Here is a 16522-nt window from a genome sequence, read left to right as displayed (position 1 = left end):
ACTACCTCGCCATCAAAACGCCGGTGGAAGGTGCCGAAGAGGCTGGTTGCAGCAGTTGCCGCAGCTTTTGGATCAGCTCCTGTTCCTGGAAGGGCTTGGAGAGGTAGGCGCTGGCTCCCAGCCGCTGGGCCAGTTGGCGGTGTTTCTCGCCACTGCGGGAGGTGAGCATGACCACGGGAAGCTGGTCATACAGGGGGTGGGCACGAATCTGGGCCAGCAAGCCAAAGCCATCCAGCCGCGGCATTTCAATGTCGGTAATCACCGCTCGGATGGGAATTCCTCTCTGCAAGTGCTCGAGGGCCTCTTGTCCGTCGCGAGCCTGTTCAACCCGGAACCCTGCTCTTTCTAGGGTCATGGCCAAGAAGCGGCGCACGTTGACCGAATCTTCCACCACCAGCAGGGTGGGCTGGGCGGCAAACCTGGGCTGGGGAAGGGGATCCCTTGCCGACTGACAGGGCTGATCCCGCTGGGCGAGCAGCCAGCTCAAGAGGGCAGGCGGATCCACGAAAAGAGCGATTCGCCCATCGGCCAAAACCGTACAGCCGGAGAATCCCGACGGCAGAGGCAGACCTCCCTCCACCGGGCGCAGAGTTACCTCTTGCTCCCGCCAAAAGCGATCCACCAACAGGCCATAGGGCCGGTTGTCTTCTACCACCAGCAGCACCACAGGTCGGTCGAGAAGGGGGGTCTCGTCAATTTCCCGGCGAGGCTGCCAGCGCGCGAAGCGAAACCAGTGGCCCACAGGAATTAAAGGGATCTGCTCCCCTTCCCAGAGAAAGGAATCGGCAGGCAACTGCGGGGGGATAAGCAATTCTTCCACTGCGTTGGCCGGAAAAGCCAACATCAACCCCTGGCATTCTGTCAGCAGCACGCGGGTGACGCTCAAAGAAACGGGCAGAGTGAGGGTAAACAGCGTGCCCCGTCCCGGCCAAGATTCCACCTGCACCTGGCCGCCAATTCGTTGCAGGTTGGTGCGTACCACGTCTAGACCCACTCCCCGTCCAGATAGCTCGCTGACTCGCTCGGCGGTGCTAAAGCCCGGCTGGAAGATCAACTCCAGCAGCTCCTGGGAGCTGGCCTCAGCCAGGTCGGCAGCGGAAAACCCTATCTGCAAGGCGCGGGCCCGGATTTTATCCAGACAGATCCCTGCCCCATCGTCTCGCACCGTGATCAGAGTGCGGTTGCCCCGTTGGCTGGCGGCAATTTCGATGAGGCCCTTGGCCGGCTTGCCCTGGGCCAGGCGGGTGTCTGGAGCCTCGATGCCGTGGTCAAAGGCGTTGCGCACCAAGTGCAACAAGGGATCCGCCAAGGCCTCCAAAATCGAGCGCTCGATTAGGGTGGATCCCCCCAAGACCCGCAGCTCCACGGGCTTGCCATGGGCTAAGCTCAGCTCCCGCAGCGCTCTGGGGAAGCGATCCGTCAAATCCGATAGAGGCTGCATGCGCACCTGGTCGAGACGGGTTTGCATTTGCCTGGAGAGGCGGCTGAGCTGGCGGGCGCTGCCTTCGGTCTCCTGCAGGGTGGTGTCGATATCGTGGGTTACCTCATCAATTTGCACAACGGTTTCCATCACCTCTTGGGTCAGCAGGTGCATCTCTCCATAGCGATCCATCTCCAAGAGGTCAAAGGTATCGGCCAAGGTCAGGCCGGGATCCCCTTCTTTTTTCAAGAGCACAGAAGCAGGCACGGTGGCAGCGACGCGGTCGTAGCTGCTGCGCAGGCGGCTGTTGGTTTCTTCTAGAGTGCGAACCCGCCGTTTGAACAAGCTGACCAGCTCCCGCAGCCGTTGCAGGCGACTGTTTAAGCGGTTGCGCTCCCCTATGAGCTCTCCCAACAGCTCCCCCAACTGTTCCAGAGGGCGAGCCGGCACCCGTAGCATCTCGGCAGCGCTTTTGGCCCCGGCTGGAATCGAATCCGGCAGCTCGGTGGCTCCTGCCATTGCAGGGGGAGGGGCTTCTGGCGGGGGGGAAACTGGAGGCTCTGCCGGATCCCAGGAGCTGGGGAGAAGAGCGACCTGACCGACCAGCACCAGGGCCTGCGAGCGTCGCCAAGCTTGTAAAGCCGCCTGAGCAACGGGCAACACCTGCTCCTTGGCATTTGGCGGCAGCGTCTCCAGAGCTTGGACTACTGAGCCGCACAGGGTGGCAAAGGCAGGCAGATCCAACATTTCCCCCAGCGCCCCCAGCTCTTGGGCAGCAATGAGAAACTCCTCCCGCAAACAGGGCTGCTCGGGGTGGGCCAGCACACCTTCCAACCGCTGCAGACAGGCCTCCACCTCGGTTGCAAACAGCAGCACCCGCATATCGCCCCCGGCCTCTGCTGCCAGGACTTGGACGTTGTCCTCAGGCTGCAACTCTCCCAACTGCTCTCGCAATTGATCGAAAAGAGGCTGCACCCGCTCTGCCAGCCAAGATTCGTCCAAAAGCCGCTGCTGGCGGTGCTGCTGGGCTATTTGGCGCATGCAATCCAACGCCGCCAAGAGGTTGCGCTCCACTGCGGGGTCGGCTTTTTGGGGATCCACCTGCAAGATCTTGAAACCATCTTCCAGGCGATGGGCCAAGTCGCTAAGCACCGGAAAGCCCATCATGGCCGCCCCGCCCTTGATGGAATGAGCAGCCCGCAGCAAGCGATCCAAACGGGGGCGATCCAAACTCTGGGATCCCAGGCCCAACACCCCTGCCTCCAGGGTGTCGAGGTAAGCCTGGGCTTCGTCCAAAAACTGCAGCCTAACCTGCCACTCGCGTGGGTCGAGGGAAGTGGGATTCGGCCCCATGCTAAACCGCCTCCCCCACCTTGAAGGTGGACACAGAAGTCTGCAACTGACGGGCAACCGCCACCGTAGCCTGGAGAGAGTTGGCCACCTGCTGCGAGGCTGCCGCCGTCTGGGCGGCAATGTTGGCGATTTGCTGCATCAACTGGCGCACCGTTTGAGATGCATCTGCCTGGGCATCGGTGGAGCGGGCAATGGCCTGAAAGAGCTGGTTCACCTGCCGCGAGACTTCCACAATTTGTCCCAGGCTCTGCTTGGCTGCTTCCACCAAGCGGGTTCCCTCCACCACCTGGCCGGTGCTGGTTTCCATCGCCTGTACCACCTCGCCGGTTTCCCGTTGGATCCCTTCCACAATGCGCTCGATCTCGCGGGTGGCTTCTGCCGACTGGGCCGCCAGTGCCCCGACTTCCTCGGCGACCACCGCAAAACCTCGCCCTTCTTCGCCGGCACGGGCTGCCTCGATACTGGCGTTCACCGCCAAGAGGTTGGTTTTCAGCGCAATCTGGTTGATCAAGGACACCACCTTGGAAATCTGCTGGGAAGATTCCCCCAGCCGCTTCACCTTCTTGGCCGTTTCGGCCACCGTTTCCCGCAGTTGCAGGATGTTTTGCACTGTGCGATCCATAGTCAAGCTGCTGTTGATGGCCGTGGCGGCGGCAGATTCGGCAACGGTGGCGGCCTGTTGGGCTTTATCGGCTACCTCCTCGATTGAGAGCGTCATTTGCTCGACAGAGCGCAAGGTCTCTTCGATTTGGGTGGCCTGTCGGAGAGCGGCTTCGGCCAACTCGCGAATGGCTGCCTCGTCACGACCAATGGATTGGTTGACTTGACCGGCGGCCTGCTGCACTTGAATCACGATGTCGCGCAAGCTCTCGATAATGACGTTGAAAAAGTCCGCCATGATGCCAACTTGTCCGGCTGTTAGCTGCGCCCGCACCGTGAGATCCCCCCGCGAGGCTTCTGTGACCTCGCTGATAAGCTGCAGCAGCTCTCTTTGCAGCGCTTCCGACCGCTCCCGTTCCTGGGCGGCCACGGCTTTTTGCTCCAGCGCCCCCAGGTTACCCAAAGCTTGACCCAGGCGGTTGGCCAGCTCTGCCAAGGTTTTCTGTTCTTCGTCAGACCAGCTCTGGCTTTGGGCGCGGCCTATTGCCAAAAAACCGTAAAGCTCATCGCCACGCACCACCGGCGCTATCATCTCGGCTTTCAGTTGGGCTGTGGCCAGCCTCTGCAGGTAGTCGGCGCCCAGATCTGGCCTAGGCACCGGGCCAAAAGCGTAAACTTGCCCGCCGTGGAGAGCCTGCTGGATCGGAGCCGGGATCCTGCGGAGGAGGGTGCCCAAGGTGTCGGGCAGGCGGCTGTCGTGAGATTCAGCGATAACCTGCGCCTCTTCGGGAGCGGTCAAGCGATAGAAGGCCACTCGTTCGGCACCGAAGCGCTGGCGCATCTCGCCCAACAAGTCAGTTAGGGGATCGATCAGCTCTTGCTCTTGGCGAATCCGGGCAATATCGGCAAACCGCTGGGCCAGTCGGGTGTCGGAAACCTGTCGCTCGTAGGTGGCGTTGCGTTCCCGCACAAAGTTGCGCACCAGGATCAAAATGATCCCCCAGCTCAGCAGCAGAATCGGGAAGCTGATGCCGGAAAAGATCAAAGCCTGCAGCAGATTTTGCTCGTAAAGCTGGACGCTGGCCTGAATGTTGCTGCGAATGGCCTCCAGGGTTTGGTTGATCCCTTCGGCGTAGATGCGCTTTTGCTCTTCGTACTCAGGGCTGTGCAGCAAGTTGAAAGCCCGTTCCTGCTCGCCGGCCCGAATCAGATCAAAAGCCTGCACTTCCCACTCCACCAGCTTGATGTTGGCTGCTGTGGTTTTGGCTGCATAGGCTTCGTAAGAGGCGGGATCCAATTGCTGAATCTCCGCCAGCACCTCATCCAACTGAGGGACATGGATGTTGTAGCGCTCTTCCCAGGACAGATCCCCGCTGGCAGCGGCCATGCGGGCAGACATGGTCAAGACTTCATCCAAATAGATCACCTGATCGCTCAGGTTTTGCAGGGTGAACTGCCGCGAGATCGCCGGCTTGAACTCGAAATAGGTGCGGGCTACGCTGCCGGCAGAGACGGCAAACAGCAGGGAGCTGATGCCCAGAGGAAAACTGATTGCCAGGGCCAGGCGGGATCCCGCGACTTTGCGTTGGGGCCGGGAAGATGGAGCAGGCCTGAGAAAGAGGGGACGGAAGGAAACCATAGAATTTTGCCTTTAAGTGAGGGTAAGTCGGGGAAAAGGTCGCCAAGATCAAGGGTTTGCCGAGGAATCAACTGAGTTGAGCTTTTGGACAATGGCAAGAGGGTCGAGCACCCAGAGAGGCTCATCCCCTTCCAACACCAGCCCTTTGCAAGAGTCGTAGAAGTTCTCCAGTCGAAAGTTGTTTTGTGCTGCCTGGGCTTTTGTTAAGGGTTGGATCTCCTCGGCGGGCACTCGAGCTACTCCTTTCACGTGTTGGGTTGCCAGGCCCAAGCCTGTTCGCACTGGCGATGCAGAGCCCCCAAATTCTGGGCGCATCACCACCAAGTGGTGTTCGGGCTGCCCAAAGTCCAAGGGCTCTAGGCCGAGAAATTGCGGCAGATCCAGTCCCCAGAGAATGCGATTGCGATAGTTGAACAAGCCCAGCACCCATGCGGGCTGGTTGGGGAGAAGGGTAAAGTGGTGCGGGCCAACAATTAGAGCTTCCTGGGCAAATGCCATGGGCAAAAGGGCCCGACAGTCTACCCCCAACTGTAGATGTAAGTACAGCTCGCCGGTACGGGTAGAAGTAGGGCTGTGTGGGGAGAAAGCTACCGCCATTGCCGTTCTCGCTCTGCCAATTCTAAGACATCTCCTAAGAACAATTCGTGATAATCACAGGGATCCTAACTGGAGGCGCAGCTCAGCAAGGACAGGAGTGGCAAAAATCATGAGCTCGGGCTGAGCACTACTGATTTCACGGCCCGCAAAATGTCTTCGCGGGTAAAAGGCTTGGTCAGATAAAGATCGATCCCTTGCTTCATGCCCCAGAGTTTGTCCAGCTCTTGATTTTTAGAAGTACAGGCCACAACGGGCAACTTTTGGGTTTCCGGGTTTTTCTTGATTTGGCGGCACAATTCCAGCCCGCTCATGCCTTCCATGACCAAGTCCGTCAGCACCACATCGGGTTTGTCGTTGCGGATCTGCTGCAATGCCTCTTGGGCGTTGGCCACCGCTACCACCTGATAGCCTTCTGAGCGGAGGTAATCGCTGATGAGCTGTCGCTCCGAGGCCACATCTTCCACCACAAGAACTTTCACCATGATCGACATCTCCTTATCTCTTTTTCGACGAACCTTTAGAGGGATCCCTAGCTGAGATAGCGAAACACCATCTGCAGCAATTCTTCCTGCCGAAAGGGCTTGGTCAGGTAATCGGTGGCACCGGCCAGGCGCGCCTTCACCCGATCGATCAGACCTTTGTGGCCTGTGACCATCACCACCGGCACATCCTTTAACACGGAGGATTTGCGGATGAGGCTGCACAATTGGTAGCCATCCACGTTGGGCATACCCACGTCCAGCAGGATCAAATCTGGCTTGAGGGTGGTCAGCTTCATCAGGGCTTTCAAAGAGTCGCTGATGGTGTGAATGACCAGGTTGTGCCCTTCCAACAACCGCTGCAACTCGCTGAGCATGGCTTCGCTGTCGTCAATACAGGCCACAATCCAGGTTTTCGAGGCTTGGGGAGATGGGCCTAGATCTGCAAGCCCGTTGGCCAGGTGAAGAGGGACGGTGGGAGTTTCTGAGGGCTGTGATTCTGTCTCAAGCTTGGCCGAGTAGGTTTTGGGCAGCCGATCAAAGGGGGGCTGGGGATCCCGCAGGACAAGGATACCGGCTTTGACCAGAGGATGTAGGCGGCGAGCGATCTGGAGGTCGTCTTGATCGAGAAGGGCGCTCAACTGGCGGAAGCTAAACCCCTTCAGTAACCGGCCTAGCCGTTCCTGTTGCTCGGCGGGAAGGCGTTCTGCCTGGGCCCGGCTGGCAAAGTAGGGCCGTTGGTAGGGGGAGGTGATCTCAGGCCCCAAAGATTGCCATGCCCGTAGCCGCTTTTGGATCAGGTCGAGCAGGGATCCCCCATCCCACTGGCCCAGGGTGGGCACGTTGTCCAGTGGGATGATCTCCTGCTGAAAGCCCCCTGGAACCAGCAACAGATTTTGCAGCACCTCCTCGCCGATCCAAGCATTCAACCTGCGCGCAGCTTCCCAAGGCAGCAGTTGCTCCGTTACCATCCAACTCAGCCCCAGAAGGTCTGCAGGTAGAGGCCCAGTCTCCTGAGCCAATAGCGCCTCCACCTGCCGATGGATGCGTAGGCAATTTTGGCGAGTCAGAGAAAAGACTTGATGGCTGAGCCGACGCAGGTGGCGATCCAAGCGCTCCAAGGGCTCCAAGCTGTGGTGAGCAAACCCCAGGCGACCTTGGTGAAACACCAATGACCAAGTGCCCAGCCCCTCCCCTTTGTCCAAGGCACTGAAATACCGAACAACTCCTGTGAAGCTGACCTCTGCGTTCAGCAGATGGGCCGAGACTTCTGTACAGACGGGGGGACAGTTCATGGGTCGAGAGGACGTGCTCGGACAATTTCCTGCGCTGAGGTTGATGACACGACTGAAGTCTTAGCTACCCCACAAGCCGGTGAAAAAATGCTTTCCAGAATACAGTTCAAGCCCAGCCCTGACCCAGACGAGATCTTTAGATGAGCCAAGCCCAACAAGACGGCCAAGGCTGCACGAACTCAAAGGCAGTTTCAGCGTTCAATCCGTATTCAGAAAAACTCTCCTTCTGGGGAGATGATGACTATTGCTCATCAGCCAATCTCTAAAGGTGAAGGCTAGCCCTCAGATTGTCTGCTGGCTTTCTTACTCGGGAACTTCCCACGGAAAGCCTGCAAGACAAGATAAAGGTAACCCCGATAAACCTCTTCCGTAAAAATACGGAACTTAGGTCTTCTCCAATTTCCAAAGCTGCTCCAGGTGGGCTTGGCAGCGGCGCAGCAGTTGCCGACTTTCTTCGAAGCTGATCTGCTCCAAGGCTTCGGGGTAGGAGCACCAGCGGTAGGCGGCCACCTCCTCCGGTTGCACCTGCAGGGCCGGAGGAGGAAATTGGGGCGGCAACAAGGCCACGTAGTAGGTAACGGTTTTGGCCACTCGGTTCCCCTCGGGATCCGTAAAGGTGTAGGCTTCCTGCAGCGTCAGAGGGTCAGGCTGGCCGGGCAGGGTTAGGAGCTGGTAGTCGGTCAAGCCGGTTTCCTCACGCAATTCTCGCTGCGCCGCCTCCAGGTCGCTTTCGGAGCTATCCTTGTGCCCTTTTGGGAAAGCCCAATGCCCCTTCTGGTGCTGGATGAGCAGATACAAATGAGAAGAGCCCAGTCTGGGAGCTTCCTGGGCGGGTGGGTGGGGCAGGATGGGGATCACCCCATAGGCAGCATCTATCAGCATTGGGGAGCTAATCTCCAAAGAGTTTGATGGCTGGGGGCTTAGGAGCGAAGACCTCGTTGGGATCCACCTGCGGGCGCTCTACCCCCTGCAGGGGCGAGAGGGGGCGACCGGTGTCGAATTGGAAGAGATAGATGGGCAACTGGCCATTCCCCAGAGGCAAAAGAGCTAAAGTATCGATTTGGGTCAGGGCGTTGCGGCTGGTGGGTCGGGTTAGGTTGAAAGCAACGATTCGGTCTTCCAAGGAATTGTCCGGGCTGGAGCGCCGGCCCAGGCCAATGCTGAACTGCTGGTTGCCCTGCTCATCCACTCCCAAGGCCCGCACATCTCCCAACTCCGCTTGAGGAGCGCTCCCCGGCAGGCCGGCTACCACCGGCGGGGCATCTACAGGGGGCTGCGAAGGCAAAAAGCGCAACTCCCCACCTTCCGGTAGGATTTGGTAGTCCTGATAGTCGTGCTGGATGGACAGGGATCCCCTGAACACGCGGCGGTTCAGGCCCTCCAGCGTCCAAAAGCCATAGCCCAAATTGATGCGGGTGCTCTCCGGCAGCCAGTAGCGCTCCCCTCCCTCGGGAGCTGGCACCGCCGTAAACCCCATCAGGACATAGGCCTGCCCCCACACCCCCGACAAAAACAGCAACACCTGCCGCGGCAGCCCCGACTGCGGATCCAGCCACAGCTCCCGCAACTGGCCTTCCTGAATGGGCTCTAGGCGCAAGTGCTGGACAGGGGATCCAGCCAAATCCACCCGTTCTGAGGAGAGGACGCGGTAGCGGCTGGGATCCGCCTTCAAGTAAAAGCTCACCGAGGGCAAGAGGGCTTCCGGTCGGCTCACATACACCGAGTACAGCTGCAGCAGATCCGACTGGTTCACCACTTCCAATTGGCGCGAATCCAAGAGGCGGATGCGATCCCCTTCGGCTACCCAAGCCTGCCAACTGCCGTCGCGGCGGTAGAGCACATCCAACGTGGCTGTGAAGGTTTGGGATCCCTCCACCCGCACCTGCTGGCGATATTGCAAGTTGGGCAAAGGGGGCAATTGCTCTAGAGCGGCGTTGTAGCGCTCCAGCCAAGCTTGGGGATCCTGCTTAGGGCTGGCAAGAGAAGAGGGAGCCGATTGGGCCACGGCTGGATCCCCTGACGGCAGACCGACCAGTCCCGTTGCCAGGAACACCACCCCGCCGAGATAGCCCCAGCCTCGAAGGGATCCCTGCCGCTTCCTAAATTGGGAGGGTTCAGGGAACATCAGCTCACCTCGCAACACCGCTCTTGCTGCCCTTCTTGTCGCTGCTTCTGCCGGGATCGGAGCGCTTCCCACGACCGTGAGTAACCCTTTGGAAGGGATCCCTACTCTCTGCCCGCCGATTGAGTACGCCTATTCAATGGAAATGGATTGGGGGCCGTCGGAGCGACCGGAAGGCGGGGGCTCCTCCACCCTCAGCCCCTGGGACTCCAGCCAACTGCGCAAGGGATCCTGCTTCACATCCAAACGCAGCAAGCCGCTGAGAAAACCGCCACAGAACGGAACAGGATTGCTCAGAAAGGTCTTCCAGACCTCATTCATCTCCATAGCCGCAACACCAACCACCCCCCCAATCCTAGCAAGGCCGGCAGGTGGGGATCCCCTCCCTTGGCTAGACGGCAATCAACTTCTCTCGGTTTATGTTCTGCAGCACACTAAAAATGCTGTTGCCAATGCGCTGGAACTCTTTACTGCTTTTGTCGGCAAAGTGCAATACCCAAGGAAGCCTACAGGCTTGAAAACCACTAGCAGGATGAAGCTGGGAGAGATGGTAAGTTTGTATAGCCAGAACTTCCAAAGGAGTGTTGCCGTGTTCATGGACAACTCGCAGCGGTCTTGCGCTGCCAATTGGCACCGAGGACTTCTTAATGGGCTGGCTTGTTACGAGCATAAATGACCTTCGTTCATGGTCAAAAATGACAGTGCCCATTGCAGCGTCTCTATAGCTTCCTTTTTCCTCTCTTCCCATTCTGACTGTGCCACTTTTGCGCACTCCAACAATATCCACAGCAATCTTTTCTTTTCTTAGTTCCTCAATTGTTTTATCAAATTCGCCTCTTTGAACTAAGCCATCCCTCATCAAAAGAACCTTTCTAGGGTATCGATGAAATTTGTTGTAGAATCTATTGACGAGCTTGGACACGGTTTGATAAATTGCCTCGCCGGAAAAAGTTTCTCCTCTTTGTATATCGGGCAACTCCCAGCCTAAGCTTTGACCATTGGCCAGTACCGCGAAGGCAGAGGTTCCGTAGTAAAGCTCTCGATTCGTCCCCACATCAAAACCAATGGTAAGCTCGGAGCACTCAGGATGATCGAGGGGTTCAAGCAACACGGGTTGCCACGCAGCTTTACACAGAAGTCCTAGTACGACATTTAGAGCTTTGTAGGGGTCAGCTCCAGGAATCATAAACTGAGTTGCTATTCCTGCTCGAAGTGCTTGCAAGCGGATCTTTTGCTTGTGCTCATTAGGCGACAAGGGCATGACAACCAGAACGGTTTTGATCCCTTTGTCGGCCCAGCTTTGCCAAAACCTCTGTTGAGCAAGGTCGCCTTCAGGCAAATCTTGACGGGTTGCGTAAAAGTCTATTTCAACTCTTGCTCCGCTCTTTTTAGCTACTTCAAGTAGGCACTTGCGAACCTCAGTAGGATACTCACGTTTATTATCGTCAAGATTTAGAAGTCCAAACTTTGTCTCGCCAACTCTTGCACATCCTTGGTACCTAACTCTCGCGGGGTTTTGGACTTGTCTATGACCAAACCCCAATAGCCTTGGCCTTGGCATAATGTATCCTTCTGCTTTTAGGGGATCAGCCTGAAAGTCAGAAATATTGTAGACATTTTCTATAATAGTTTTTGCGGTCTCTTTAGACTCTTTCAATCTCTCTTCTAAACTTTTTCTGATGTGCTCGCTAACCAAGGAGCTAACTTTTTTGCCAGTCCATCTTTGATCTTCTATACTTGCTAGCATCTCCAAAGTTAAAACAGGCGACAGTCTCCGCGATAGATGAAGGATAGGCTCTGCCTTTTGTCTGAAATTGCGTTCTCTCGAGACCACTTGAACCACCAGAGAGCCATCAACTTCTTCTGGAGTTGCTCCGTACTTCTGTACATGATAATCCGCTAAGCTAGTGTTTAGCTCCGCTAACCATACTTCCCTTGGCGACTGATTGGAGATAATGCCTCGATACTCCCAAGTTGGGTATTTATTATTTTTTGTCCTGTATGTGTTTCGTACAATTTCAATTGAGACATCTGGGTAATTTTCCAGCCACTCATGCAGCGTCCATGGGCTGTAGAAATGGTATCGGATGTCGATCTCTAGATAGAGCTTCTTATCTTGTCTAATAACAACGTCTAGCTCTCTTCCTCTGTGAACCTCCCACCCATCTCCGCAAAGTGGTTTTACTCCTTCCGAGTCCTCAATCCGTTCTACTCCTTCCAGACCCGTAACCCACCAGATCAATCCTCCTCCTGTTGATCGCTCAATCTCTGTTCTTTTGTACTTAGATCTTAGACTCCAATCTAGTTTCTTGCGCTCGAAAGTTTCTAGAGCCTGTCTCTCTGTAGGGTCTGTACAATCTAGAGCCTTAGAACCAAGCTCTTCCAACTCCCATTCCTCTGTTTTGAGTTTACTGGCCGGAACTTTTTCTCGGGTTATGATGCGATTTCCCAGACGAACAGCCATTACACCTAGCTGATTACAAATCTTGGAGAGAGCCCTCTGCTCCTCTCCTAGATCTGGAAGAGGGTTTGGCCTGCAACTATACTCATAGAAGGTGAGCTCTTCTTGAGTTAGCTCCTTGACGAAGAAGCGATTAAGAGTAACCTCAACTTTCTTCTGGAGTAAATTCATTGGCAGACTCTAGTTTCAAGTTTCTCTCTAGGATCTCTAGGATAAGCTCTAATTCTCCTGCTCTTCACGAGGGATCTCCAAACAACCCTGGCGGAGCCAAATCTCTGCTGATCGCCTCCGCCTGAAACCGACCGCTCATGCCCACCACCTGCCACTCGGCGCTGCGATTTCCCTGGCGGAAGCGCAGCCGTCGGGCTCGCAAGGGCACCACTTCTACGACTTCTACCGGAAAGTGTTGGTATTCGCCCAAGTACTCCCGGTAATCCGGGGGTAAGTTTGAATGACTGTGGATTTGAATCCAAAACACCCGTCCCGCTTCGTTGCCATAGGCGCGGATCTGCTCTTGACCTCGGTATTGCTCCACCCCCCGCAAGCGCTGTCGCCCCACCGGCATGGGCTGTGCCCATTCGGGCAAGGGATCCCCTAAGCTCACGGCCCACCCTGGCCCACCTAGCCCCAACCAACACAACAACAGCAGTCCCCAAACCCAAGGCCATCTGCGCGGCGTGCTGTTCCCGGTTTTCAAGGCTCGACCGAACATGGCAAGTTTTTCTCCGCAATTGAACCCAACGTTAACGTTTGGGATGGTTCAAAACAACTTTGTCTCAACGCACGCGAAAGCCGATCCGCCCGCCCTCAACATCGAAGGCAACGTCGATATTGAAAAACAGCGGCATGCCCAACAGTTGCACCCCCTGGTTGCCGTTGACGAAAATCCGATCTCGACTGGGCGTAATGGGAAAGCCAACCCGAATGCGGTAGTCAAAAGCCCCCTCCAGCACAGCTCGCCATTCAGCGCCGGGGGGCAAGGTCGAGGTGGAGAAAGGAGCTGCCCCCAACAGCCTGACATTGAGAAAAATGTCGGAAGAACCACTGTCAAAAACGGTGGGGCTGAGGGCATTTTGAATGGAAGTGTTGCTAATGCTGTAGGCCACTTGCAAAGCCTCATCCCGCCAGATGGGTGTGCCATCGGGAAAGCTTCCCACCTGGGGAAACTGCCGGAAATTGAAGCCGGCGGTGTTGGCAGCCGTTAGGCCAACCGTGAACAGGCCCTGGGTGGAGTTGAAGCCCCCCGTTTGGATCATGTACCCAGAGCGAAAATTGCCCGGAAGACGGGTGAGCGGGCTAAACAGCTCCCGGTTGGGGCTGCGCTCATCCAAGGACGTGCCTAGGATCCCGGCGAAGGGCCGCCCTTCTCCAAACAAGTTCTCTGAACAACTGGCCACCAGGGCGTCCACACAGGTGATCCGGTCGATCAACTGAATTGTTACCGGCTCTCGACTGGGGATCCCTCCTATGCTGAAGGGGGCGCGGGCCAACACGCCGATAAATTGCGTGCCATCTCCAAACGTCACGGTGGAAGGGATCCCCGTCCGCTCCAGGCCAAAGCGACCTGCTGCTGTCGCTATGATGCGCAAACCTGCCGAGCCGGTATCCAGTAACACCTCAGCTCCGCTCCCGGCCACCCCCACGTTCAGGCCCAGGAGCTTGAAGCGGCTGTTGCCCAGGGTACGCACCGGCATGGGAATCGACTCGGTTCCCGGTTGAGGTGGGAGAGAGATCAACGCAGGGGGGGAAGCCACAGATTCCCCCTGGCCAGAACATCCGGCACCGAGCAGCAGCAAGGCCAAGATCCCAACTAGGGCGATTGCCATTCCCCAAGGGCTGTGCCAAGCCCGCCCAGACCGTGGCTCATTCTTTGGGCTTGACCTCACCTGCATTGAACACCCACACTGAATTAAAAGGAGCCTAGCCCGGTTGCAACCGGTAAACAGCACGCTCAAACCTGGGGGATTTGGATCCCGGCCAAGGACAGTGTACACAAAGCTGGCTGAGGGAGAGTGCGCAATAGCGCTGTCAACTGTGGAGTTGTGGGGCTGGATGGGCTGCAGCCTACAGCATTAGCTCCGCCTGCCAATCGACCACTTTTTGGAAGCGAAAAGCGCCCGCCAGGGCCCCCCAAACCTGTCGGTGGGTGATGGGATCCATCCCTCGGTCATGGCTGCAAAACTCGCTCTCGCTCAGGTGCAAGGTGGTCTGCAGATAAGTGGTTTGGCCGTTGCGCACCACGCAACACCGGCACCCCGGCTCCGTCGCGCCGATGAAGAGGGATCCCTGCCTCTTCACCTGCACATCACACCCCTCTAGATAGGCCAGATCGGCAGCCCTCAGTTGACTCAGTTGGTCTGCCCTTTCCCGAGCACAGCCCCGCCACCGCTGCGGCTCCAGAGGGCGGTAGTTGCGAATCACGATCCCAGCGCTTGCCTGAGTCAATTCCACCACCGCCTGCCGATAGGGATCTTCCAAATGGCCACTGTAGGCTTGCTCCACATAAAAGCCGATCCCGCCCAAAACTTGGGCCGGCAAGGGGCGGTAGGCCACTCGGATTTGGGCAAAAAACGGTGGATTCTCCCAGGCTTGCTCTTGGTTGCTGAAGTCTCCTGCCAGCCAACGCGCCATCTGCAGCAGCTCTGGGGAAGGAGTGCGATCCAACCCAATAGGCATAAGCGGGCATCCAGAACTTCTGTAAAAGGTGTGTACCGAAAATCTTAGGGAATCAAGTGTTAAATTATGTATCCTTTATGAGAATGTTCGCTCCGATACTGAAAATGGATCCCTTGCAAGCTGCAAAGCCGCGATCGGGGCTGACATCTTTGTTCATGTTGTAAAGCTAGGCAAAGAAACATTCTCTTTTGTAAAAAACTACTCCCGCGAAGGACAGGGAGAACAGCCTGGGATCCGAGATGGGAAGCAGGTTGGAAACCGATCTAAGACCTTTTGCGCGAGGTAAAGCCGATTTACATTTTTTGATTTCATCGCTTCTTGCCTTCGCGGTAGAAAAAGACTGGAAACAAGGCGAGCCAGCTTCTCCTCGTCTGCCCAGTTGAGGTTGCCAGCAGCGGCTGAGGCTTCTTGTCCAAGTCCGATCCCGTAGATGGTGGCCTGGCTCTGGGGGCGAGCTTCGCTTGCTCATCTTGGTTCTATCGGCTTTGATCCCGTCGGCGGTTCTGTGAGTTAAACAGCACCTCTCGGCACTGGGGATCCAAGCGGTGTTGCATTCCTGGCCGGCAGGTGCTCTCTTGTCCGCTGCAGGGAATGTGGATTCATAACCTCTTTTACTTTCGCTAGGGAGATTCAAAACCATGAACGATGTATTTGGCAAAGTGGTTGCACAAGCTGACTCCAAAGGCGCTTTTTTGGGAGAGAACGAGTTTGCCGCTCTCCAGCAGGTAATTGCCGAGGGGAACAAGCGTTTGGACGCTGTGAACCGCCTCACCAGCAATGCCTCCAAGATCGTGACCGATGCCATCCGTCAGTTGTTTGCCGAGGAGCCCAATTTGAACGCTCCCGGTGGGCCTGCCTACCCCAGCCGTAACGTAGCCGCCTGTATGCGGGACATGGACATTATTCTCCGCTACATCACCTACGCAGTGGCAGCCGGAGATGCCAGTGTGCTGAACGAGCGCTGCTTGAACGGCCTGCGGGAAACCTATCAAGCCTTGGGCACCCCCGGTAGCTCGGTGGCCAACGGCATCCAAAAGATGAAAAAGGCTGCGGTGGCGGTGGTAAACGACCCCAACGGCATCACCCGGGGTGACTGCAGCGCTCTGATTGCCGAAATCGAATCCTACTTCGATCGCGCTGCTGCCGCTGTGGTTTGATCCCTTGTGGACTGAAGTTTCTGTTGTGTCCGGATCCAGTTGTGAAGACCTCTCTGGGATCTAAGACAACTCGGGTTGGCAGGGGATCCCTGGAAAAGTAACCTGTTTTGCAGCGATTTTGCAGTTGAGACTTTGAATCTTTTGCTTTGTTCTTTGCATTGAGCTTGAGTTAAGTAAAGGAGCGTTTTGAATCATGCAAACCCCAATTGTTGACGCCATCGCCACTGCCGATAGCCAAGGGCGCTACCTGAGCAACAGCGAATTGCAGGCCATCAATGGCCGTTTTCAGCGGGCTGCCGCCAGCATGGAAGCCGCCCGAGTTCTGAGCAGCCGTGCCGACGAGCTGGTGCGCGGTGCCACCGAAGCCGTTTACGCCAAGTTCCCCTACACCACCCAACCCGGTGGGCAGTGCCACACCCAAGCTGGCAAGGACAAGTGCGCCCGTGACGTGCGCCACTACCTGCGCTACATCACCTACTGCTTGGTAGCCGGTGGCACCGGTCCTCTGGACGAGTATCAGTTGGCCGGGATCCGCGAAATCAACGCCGCTTTTGAGCTCTCCCCCAGTTGGTTCATCGAAGCCCTGCGCTACATCAAAGCCAACCACGGCCTGACCGGGCAAGCGGCCACCGAAGCCAACACCTACATCGACTACGCCATCAACGCGCTCAGCTAAGTTCTGGAGCTTGGGATCCCTCTGAAAAGGGCGACGCCGGCTAGCCA

Annotated in this window: 14 protein-coding genes; 2 read left to right on the top strand and 12 right to left on the bottom strand. The window is 56.9% G+C overall.

Annotation, left to right across the window (positions count from 1 at the left end; genetic code table 11):
* Nucleotide 1: 1 nt before the first annotated feature.
* The 12 genes from ACVWXF_RS08450 to ACVWXF_RS08395 form a co-directional block, all read right to left on the bottom strand.
* On the bottom strand, nucleotides 2–2773 hold the full coding sequence (locus ACVWXF_RS08450) for a hybrid sensor histidine kinase/response regulator (protein ID WP_011434294.1): 2772 nt from the start codon (nucleotides 2771–2773) through the stop codon (nucleotides 2–4).
* 1 nt (nucleotide 2774) lies between these two features.
* Nucleotides 2775–5012 (bottom strand): methyl-accepting chemotaxis protein, encoded by a 2238-nt coding sequence (locus ACVWXF_RS08445; protein ID WP_011434293.1) that lies wholly within the window; start codon nucleotides 5010–5012, stop codon nucleotides 2775–2777.
* 48 nt (nucleotides 5013–5060) lie between these two features.
* Entirely contained in the window at nucleotides 5061–5609 is a 549-nt protein-coding gene (locus ACVWXF_RS08440; protein ID WP_011430974.1) for a chemotaxis protein CheW, read from the bottom strand.
* A 107-nt stretch (nucleotides 5610–5716) separates the two neighbouring features.
* On the bottom strand, nucleotides 5717–6091 hold the full coding sequence (locus tag ACVWXF_RS08435) for a response regulator (protein WP_011434291.1): 375 nt from the start codon (nucleotides 6089–6091) through the stop codon (nucleotides 5717–5719).
* A 47-nt stretch (nucleotides 6092–6138) separates the two neighbouring features.
* Entirely contained in the window at nucleotides 6139–7383 is a 1245-nt protein-coding gene (locus ACVWXF_RS08430) for a response regulator (protein ID WP_414413063.1), read from the bottom strand.
* A gap of 384 nt (nucleotides 7384–7767) precedes the next feature.
* On the bottom strand, nucleotides 7768–8265 hold the full coding sequence (locus ACVWXF_RS08425; protein ID WP_457474158.1) for a bis(5'-nucleosyl)-tetraphosphatase: 498 nt from the start codon (nucleotides 8263–8265) through the stop codon (nucleotides 7768–7770).
* Between the two features lie 7 nt (nucleotides 8266–8272).
* Nucleotides 8273–9508, bottom strand: coding sequence for a hypothetical protein (locus tag ACVWXF_RS08420; protein WP_457474157.1), 1236 nt, complete (start codon nucleotides 9506–9508; stop codon nucleotides 8273–8275).
* Nucleotides 9509–9637: 129 nt separating this feature from the next.
* The gene (locus tag ACVWXF_RS08415; RefSeq protein WP_414374286.1) at nucleotides 9638–9826 is read right to left on the bottom strand and encodes a hypothetical protein; all 189 of its coding nucleotides are present in this window, start codon (nucleotides 9824–9826) and stop codon (nucleotides 9638–9640) included.
* A gap of 70 nt (nucleotides 9827–9896) precedes the next feature.
* Nucleotides 9897–11969 carry an argonaute PAZ domain-containing protein gene (locus tag ACVWXF_RS08410; RefSeq protein WP_457474156.1) on the bottom strand — a complete coding sequence of 691 codons (2073 nt, stop codon included), beginning with the start codon at nucleotides 11967–11969 and terminating at the stop codon, nucleotides 9897–9899.
* Nucleotides 11970–12201: 232 nt separating this feature from the next.
* Nucleotides 12202–12678, bottom strand: coding sequence for a hypothetical protein (locus ACVWXF_RS08405; protein WP_457403898.1), 477 nt, complete (start codon nucleotides 12676–12678; stop codon nucleotides 12202–12204).
* A 64-nt stretch (nucleotides 12679–12742) separates the two neighbouring features.
* Nucleotides 12743–13720 carry a hypothetical protein gene (locus tag ACVWXF_RS08400; protein WP_457474155.1) on the bottom strand — a complete coding sequence of 326 codons (978 nt, stop codon included), beginning with the start codon at nucleotides 13718–13720 and terminating at the stop codon, nucleotides 12743–12745.
* A 310-nt stretch (nucleotides 13721–14030) separates the two neighbouring features.
* Nucleotides 14031–14642 carry a CpcT/CpeT family chromophore lyase gene (locus tag ACVWXF_RS08395; protein ID WP_457474154.1) on the bottom strand — a complete coding sequence of 204 codons (612 nt, stop codon included), beginning with the start codon at nucleotides 14640–14642 and terminating at the stop codon, nucleotides 14031–14033.
* 638 nt (nucleotides 14643–15280) lie between these two features.
* On the opposite strand from ACVWXF_RS08395, the gene ACVWXF_RS08390 reads away from it, so the two are divergent.
* Together ACVWXF_RS08390 and ACVWXF_RS08385 are read left to right on the top strand one after the other, a co-directional pair.
* Nucleotides 15281–15799, top strand: coding sequence for a globin family protein (locus tag ACVWXF_RS08390; RefSeq protein WP_011434282.1), 519 nt, complete (start codon nucleotides 15281–15283; stop codon nucleotides 15797–15799).
* 193 nt (nucleotides 15800–15992) lie between these two features.
* Nucleotides 15993–16475: a globin family protein gene (locus ACVWXF_RS08385; protein WP_011434281.1), complete on the top strand. Its 483-nt coding sequence runs from the start codon at nucleotides 15993–15995 to the stop codon at nucleotides 16473–16475.
* Nucleotides 16476–16522 lie beyond the last annotated feature (47 nt).

The sequence above is a fragment of the Thermostichus sp. MS-CIW-40 genome, from assembly GCF_054058315.1.
Note: the sequence above shows the minus strand (reverse complement) of the source record. Positions and strands in the feature narration are given on the sequence as shown.

Bases quoted from the DNA above. Each gene is read 5' to 3' on its own strand.
- ACVWXF_RS08395 (WP_457474154.1), bottom strand. From the start codon at position 14,642: ATGCCTATTGGGTTGGATCGCACTCCTTCCCCAGAGCTGCTGCAGATG.
- ACVWXF_RS08385 (WP_011434281.1), top strand. From the start codon at position 15,993: ATGCAAACCCCAATTGTTGACGCCATCGCCACTGCCGATAGCCAAGGG.
- ACVWXF_RS08420 (WP_457474157.1), bottom strand. From the start codon at position 9,508: ATGTTCCCTGAACCCTCCCAATTTAGGAAGCGGCAGGGATCCCTTCGA.
- ACVWXF_RS08410 (WP_457474156.1), bottom strand. From the start codon at position 11,969: ATGGCTGTTCGTCTGGGAAATCGCATCATAACCCGAGAAAAAGTTCCG.
- ACVWXF_RS08390 (WP_011434282.1), top strand. From the start codon at position 15,281: ATGAACGATGTATTTGGCAAAGTGGTTGCACAAGCTGACTCCAAAGGC.
- ACVWXF_RS08425 (WP_457474158.1), bottom strand. From the start codon at position 8,265: ATGCTGATAGATGCTGCCTATGGGGTGATCCCCATCCTGCCCCACCCA.
- ACVWXF_RS08450 (WP_011434294.1), bottom strand. From the start codon at position 2,773: ATGGGGCCGAATCCCACTTCCCTCGACCCACGCGAGTGGCAGGTTAGG.
- ACVWXF_RS08415 (WP_414374286.1), bottom strand. From the start codon at position 9,826: ATGAATGAGGTCTGGAAGACCTTTCTGAGCAATCCTGTTCCGTTCTGT.
- ACVWXF_RS08440 (WP_011430974.1), bottom strand. From the start codon at position 5,609: ATGGCGGTAGCTTTCTCCCCACACAGCCCTACTTCTACCCGTACCGGC.
- ACVWXF_RS08430 (WP_414413063.1), bottom strand. From the start codon at position 7,383: ATGAACTGTCCCCCCGTCTGTACAGAAGTCTCGGCCCATCTGCTGAAC.
- ACVWXF_RS08445 (WP_011434293.1), bottom strand. From the start codon at position 5,012: ATGGTTTCCTTCCGTCCCCTCTTTCTCAGGCCTGCTCCATCTTCCCGG.
- ACVWXF_RS08435 (WP_011434291.1), bottom strand. From the start codon at position 6,091: ATGGTGAAAGTTCTTGTGGTGGAAGATGTGGCCTCGGAGCGACAGCTC.
- ACVWXF_RS08405 (WP_457403898.1), bottom strand. From the start codon at position 12,678: ATGTTCGGTCGAGCCTTGAAAACCGGGAACAGCACGCCGCGCAGATGG.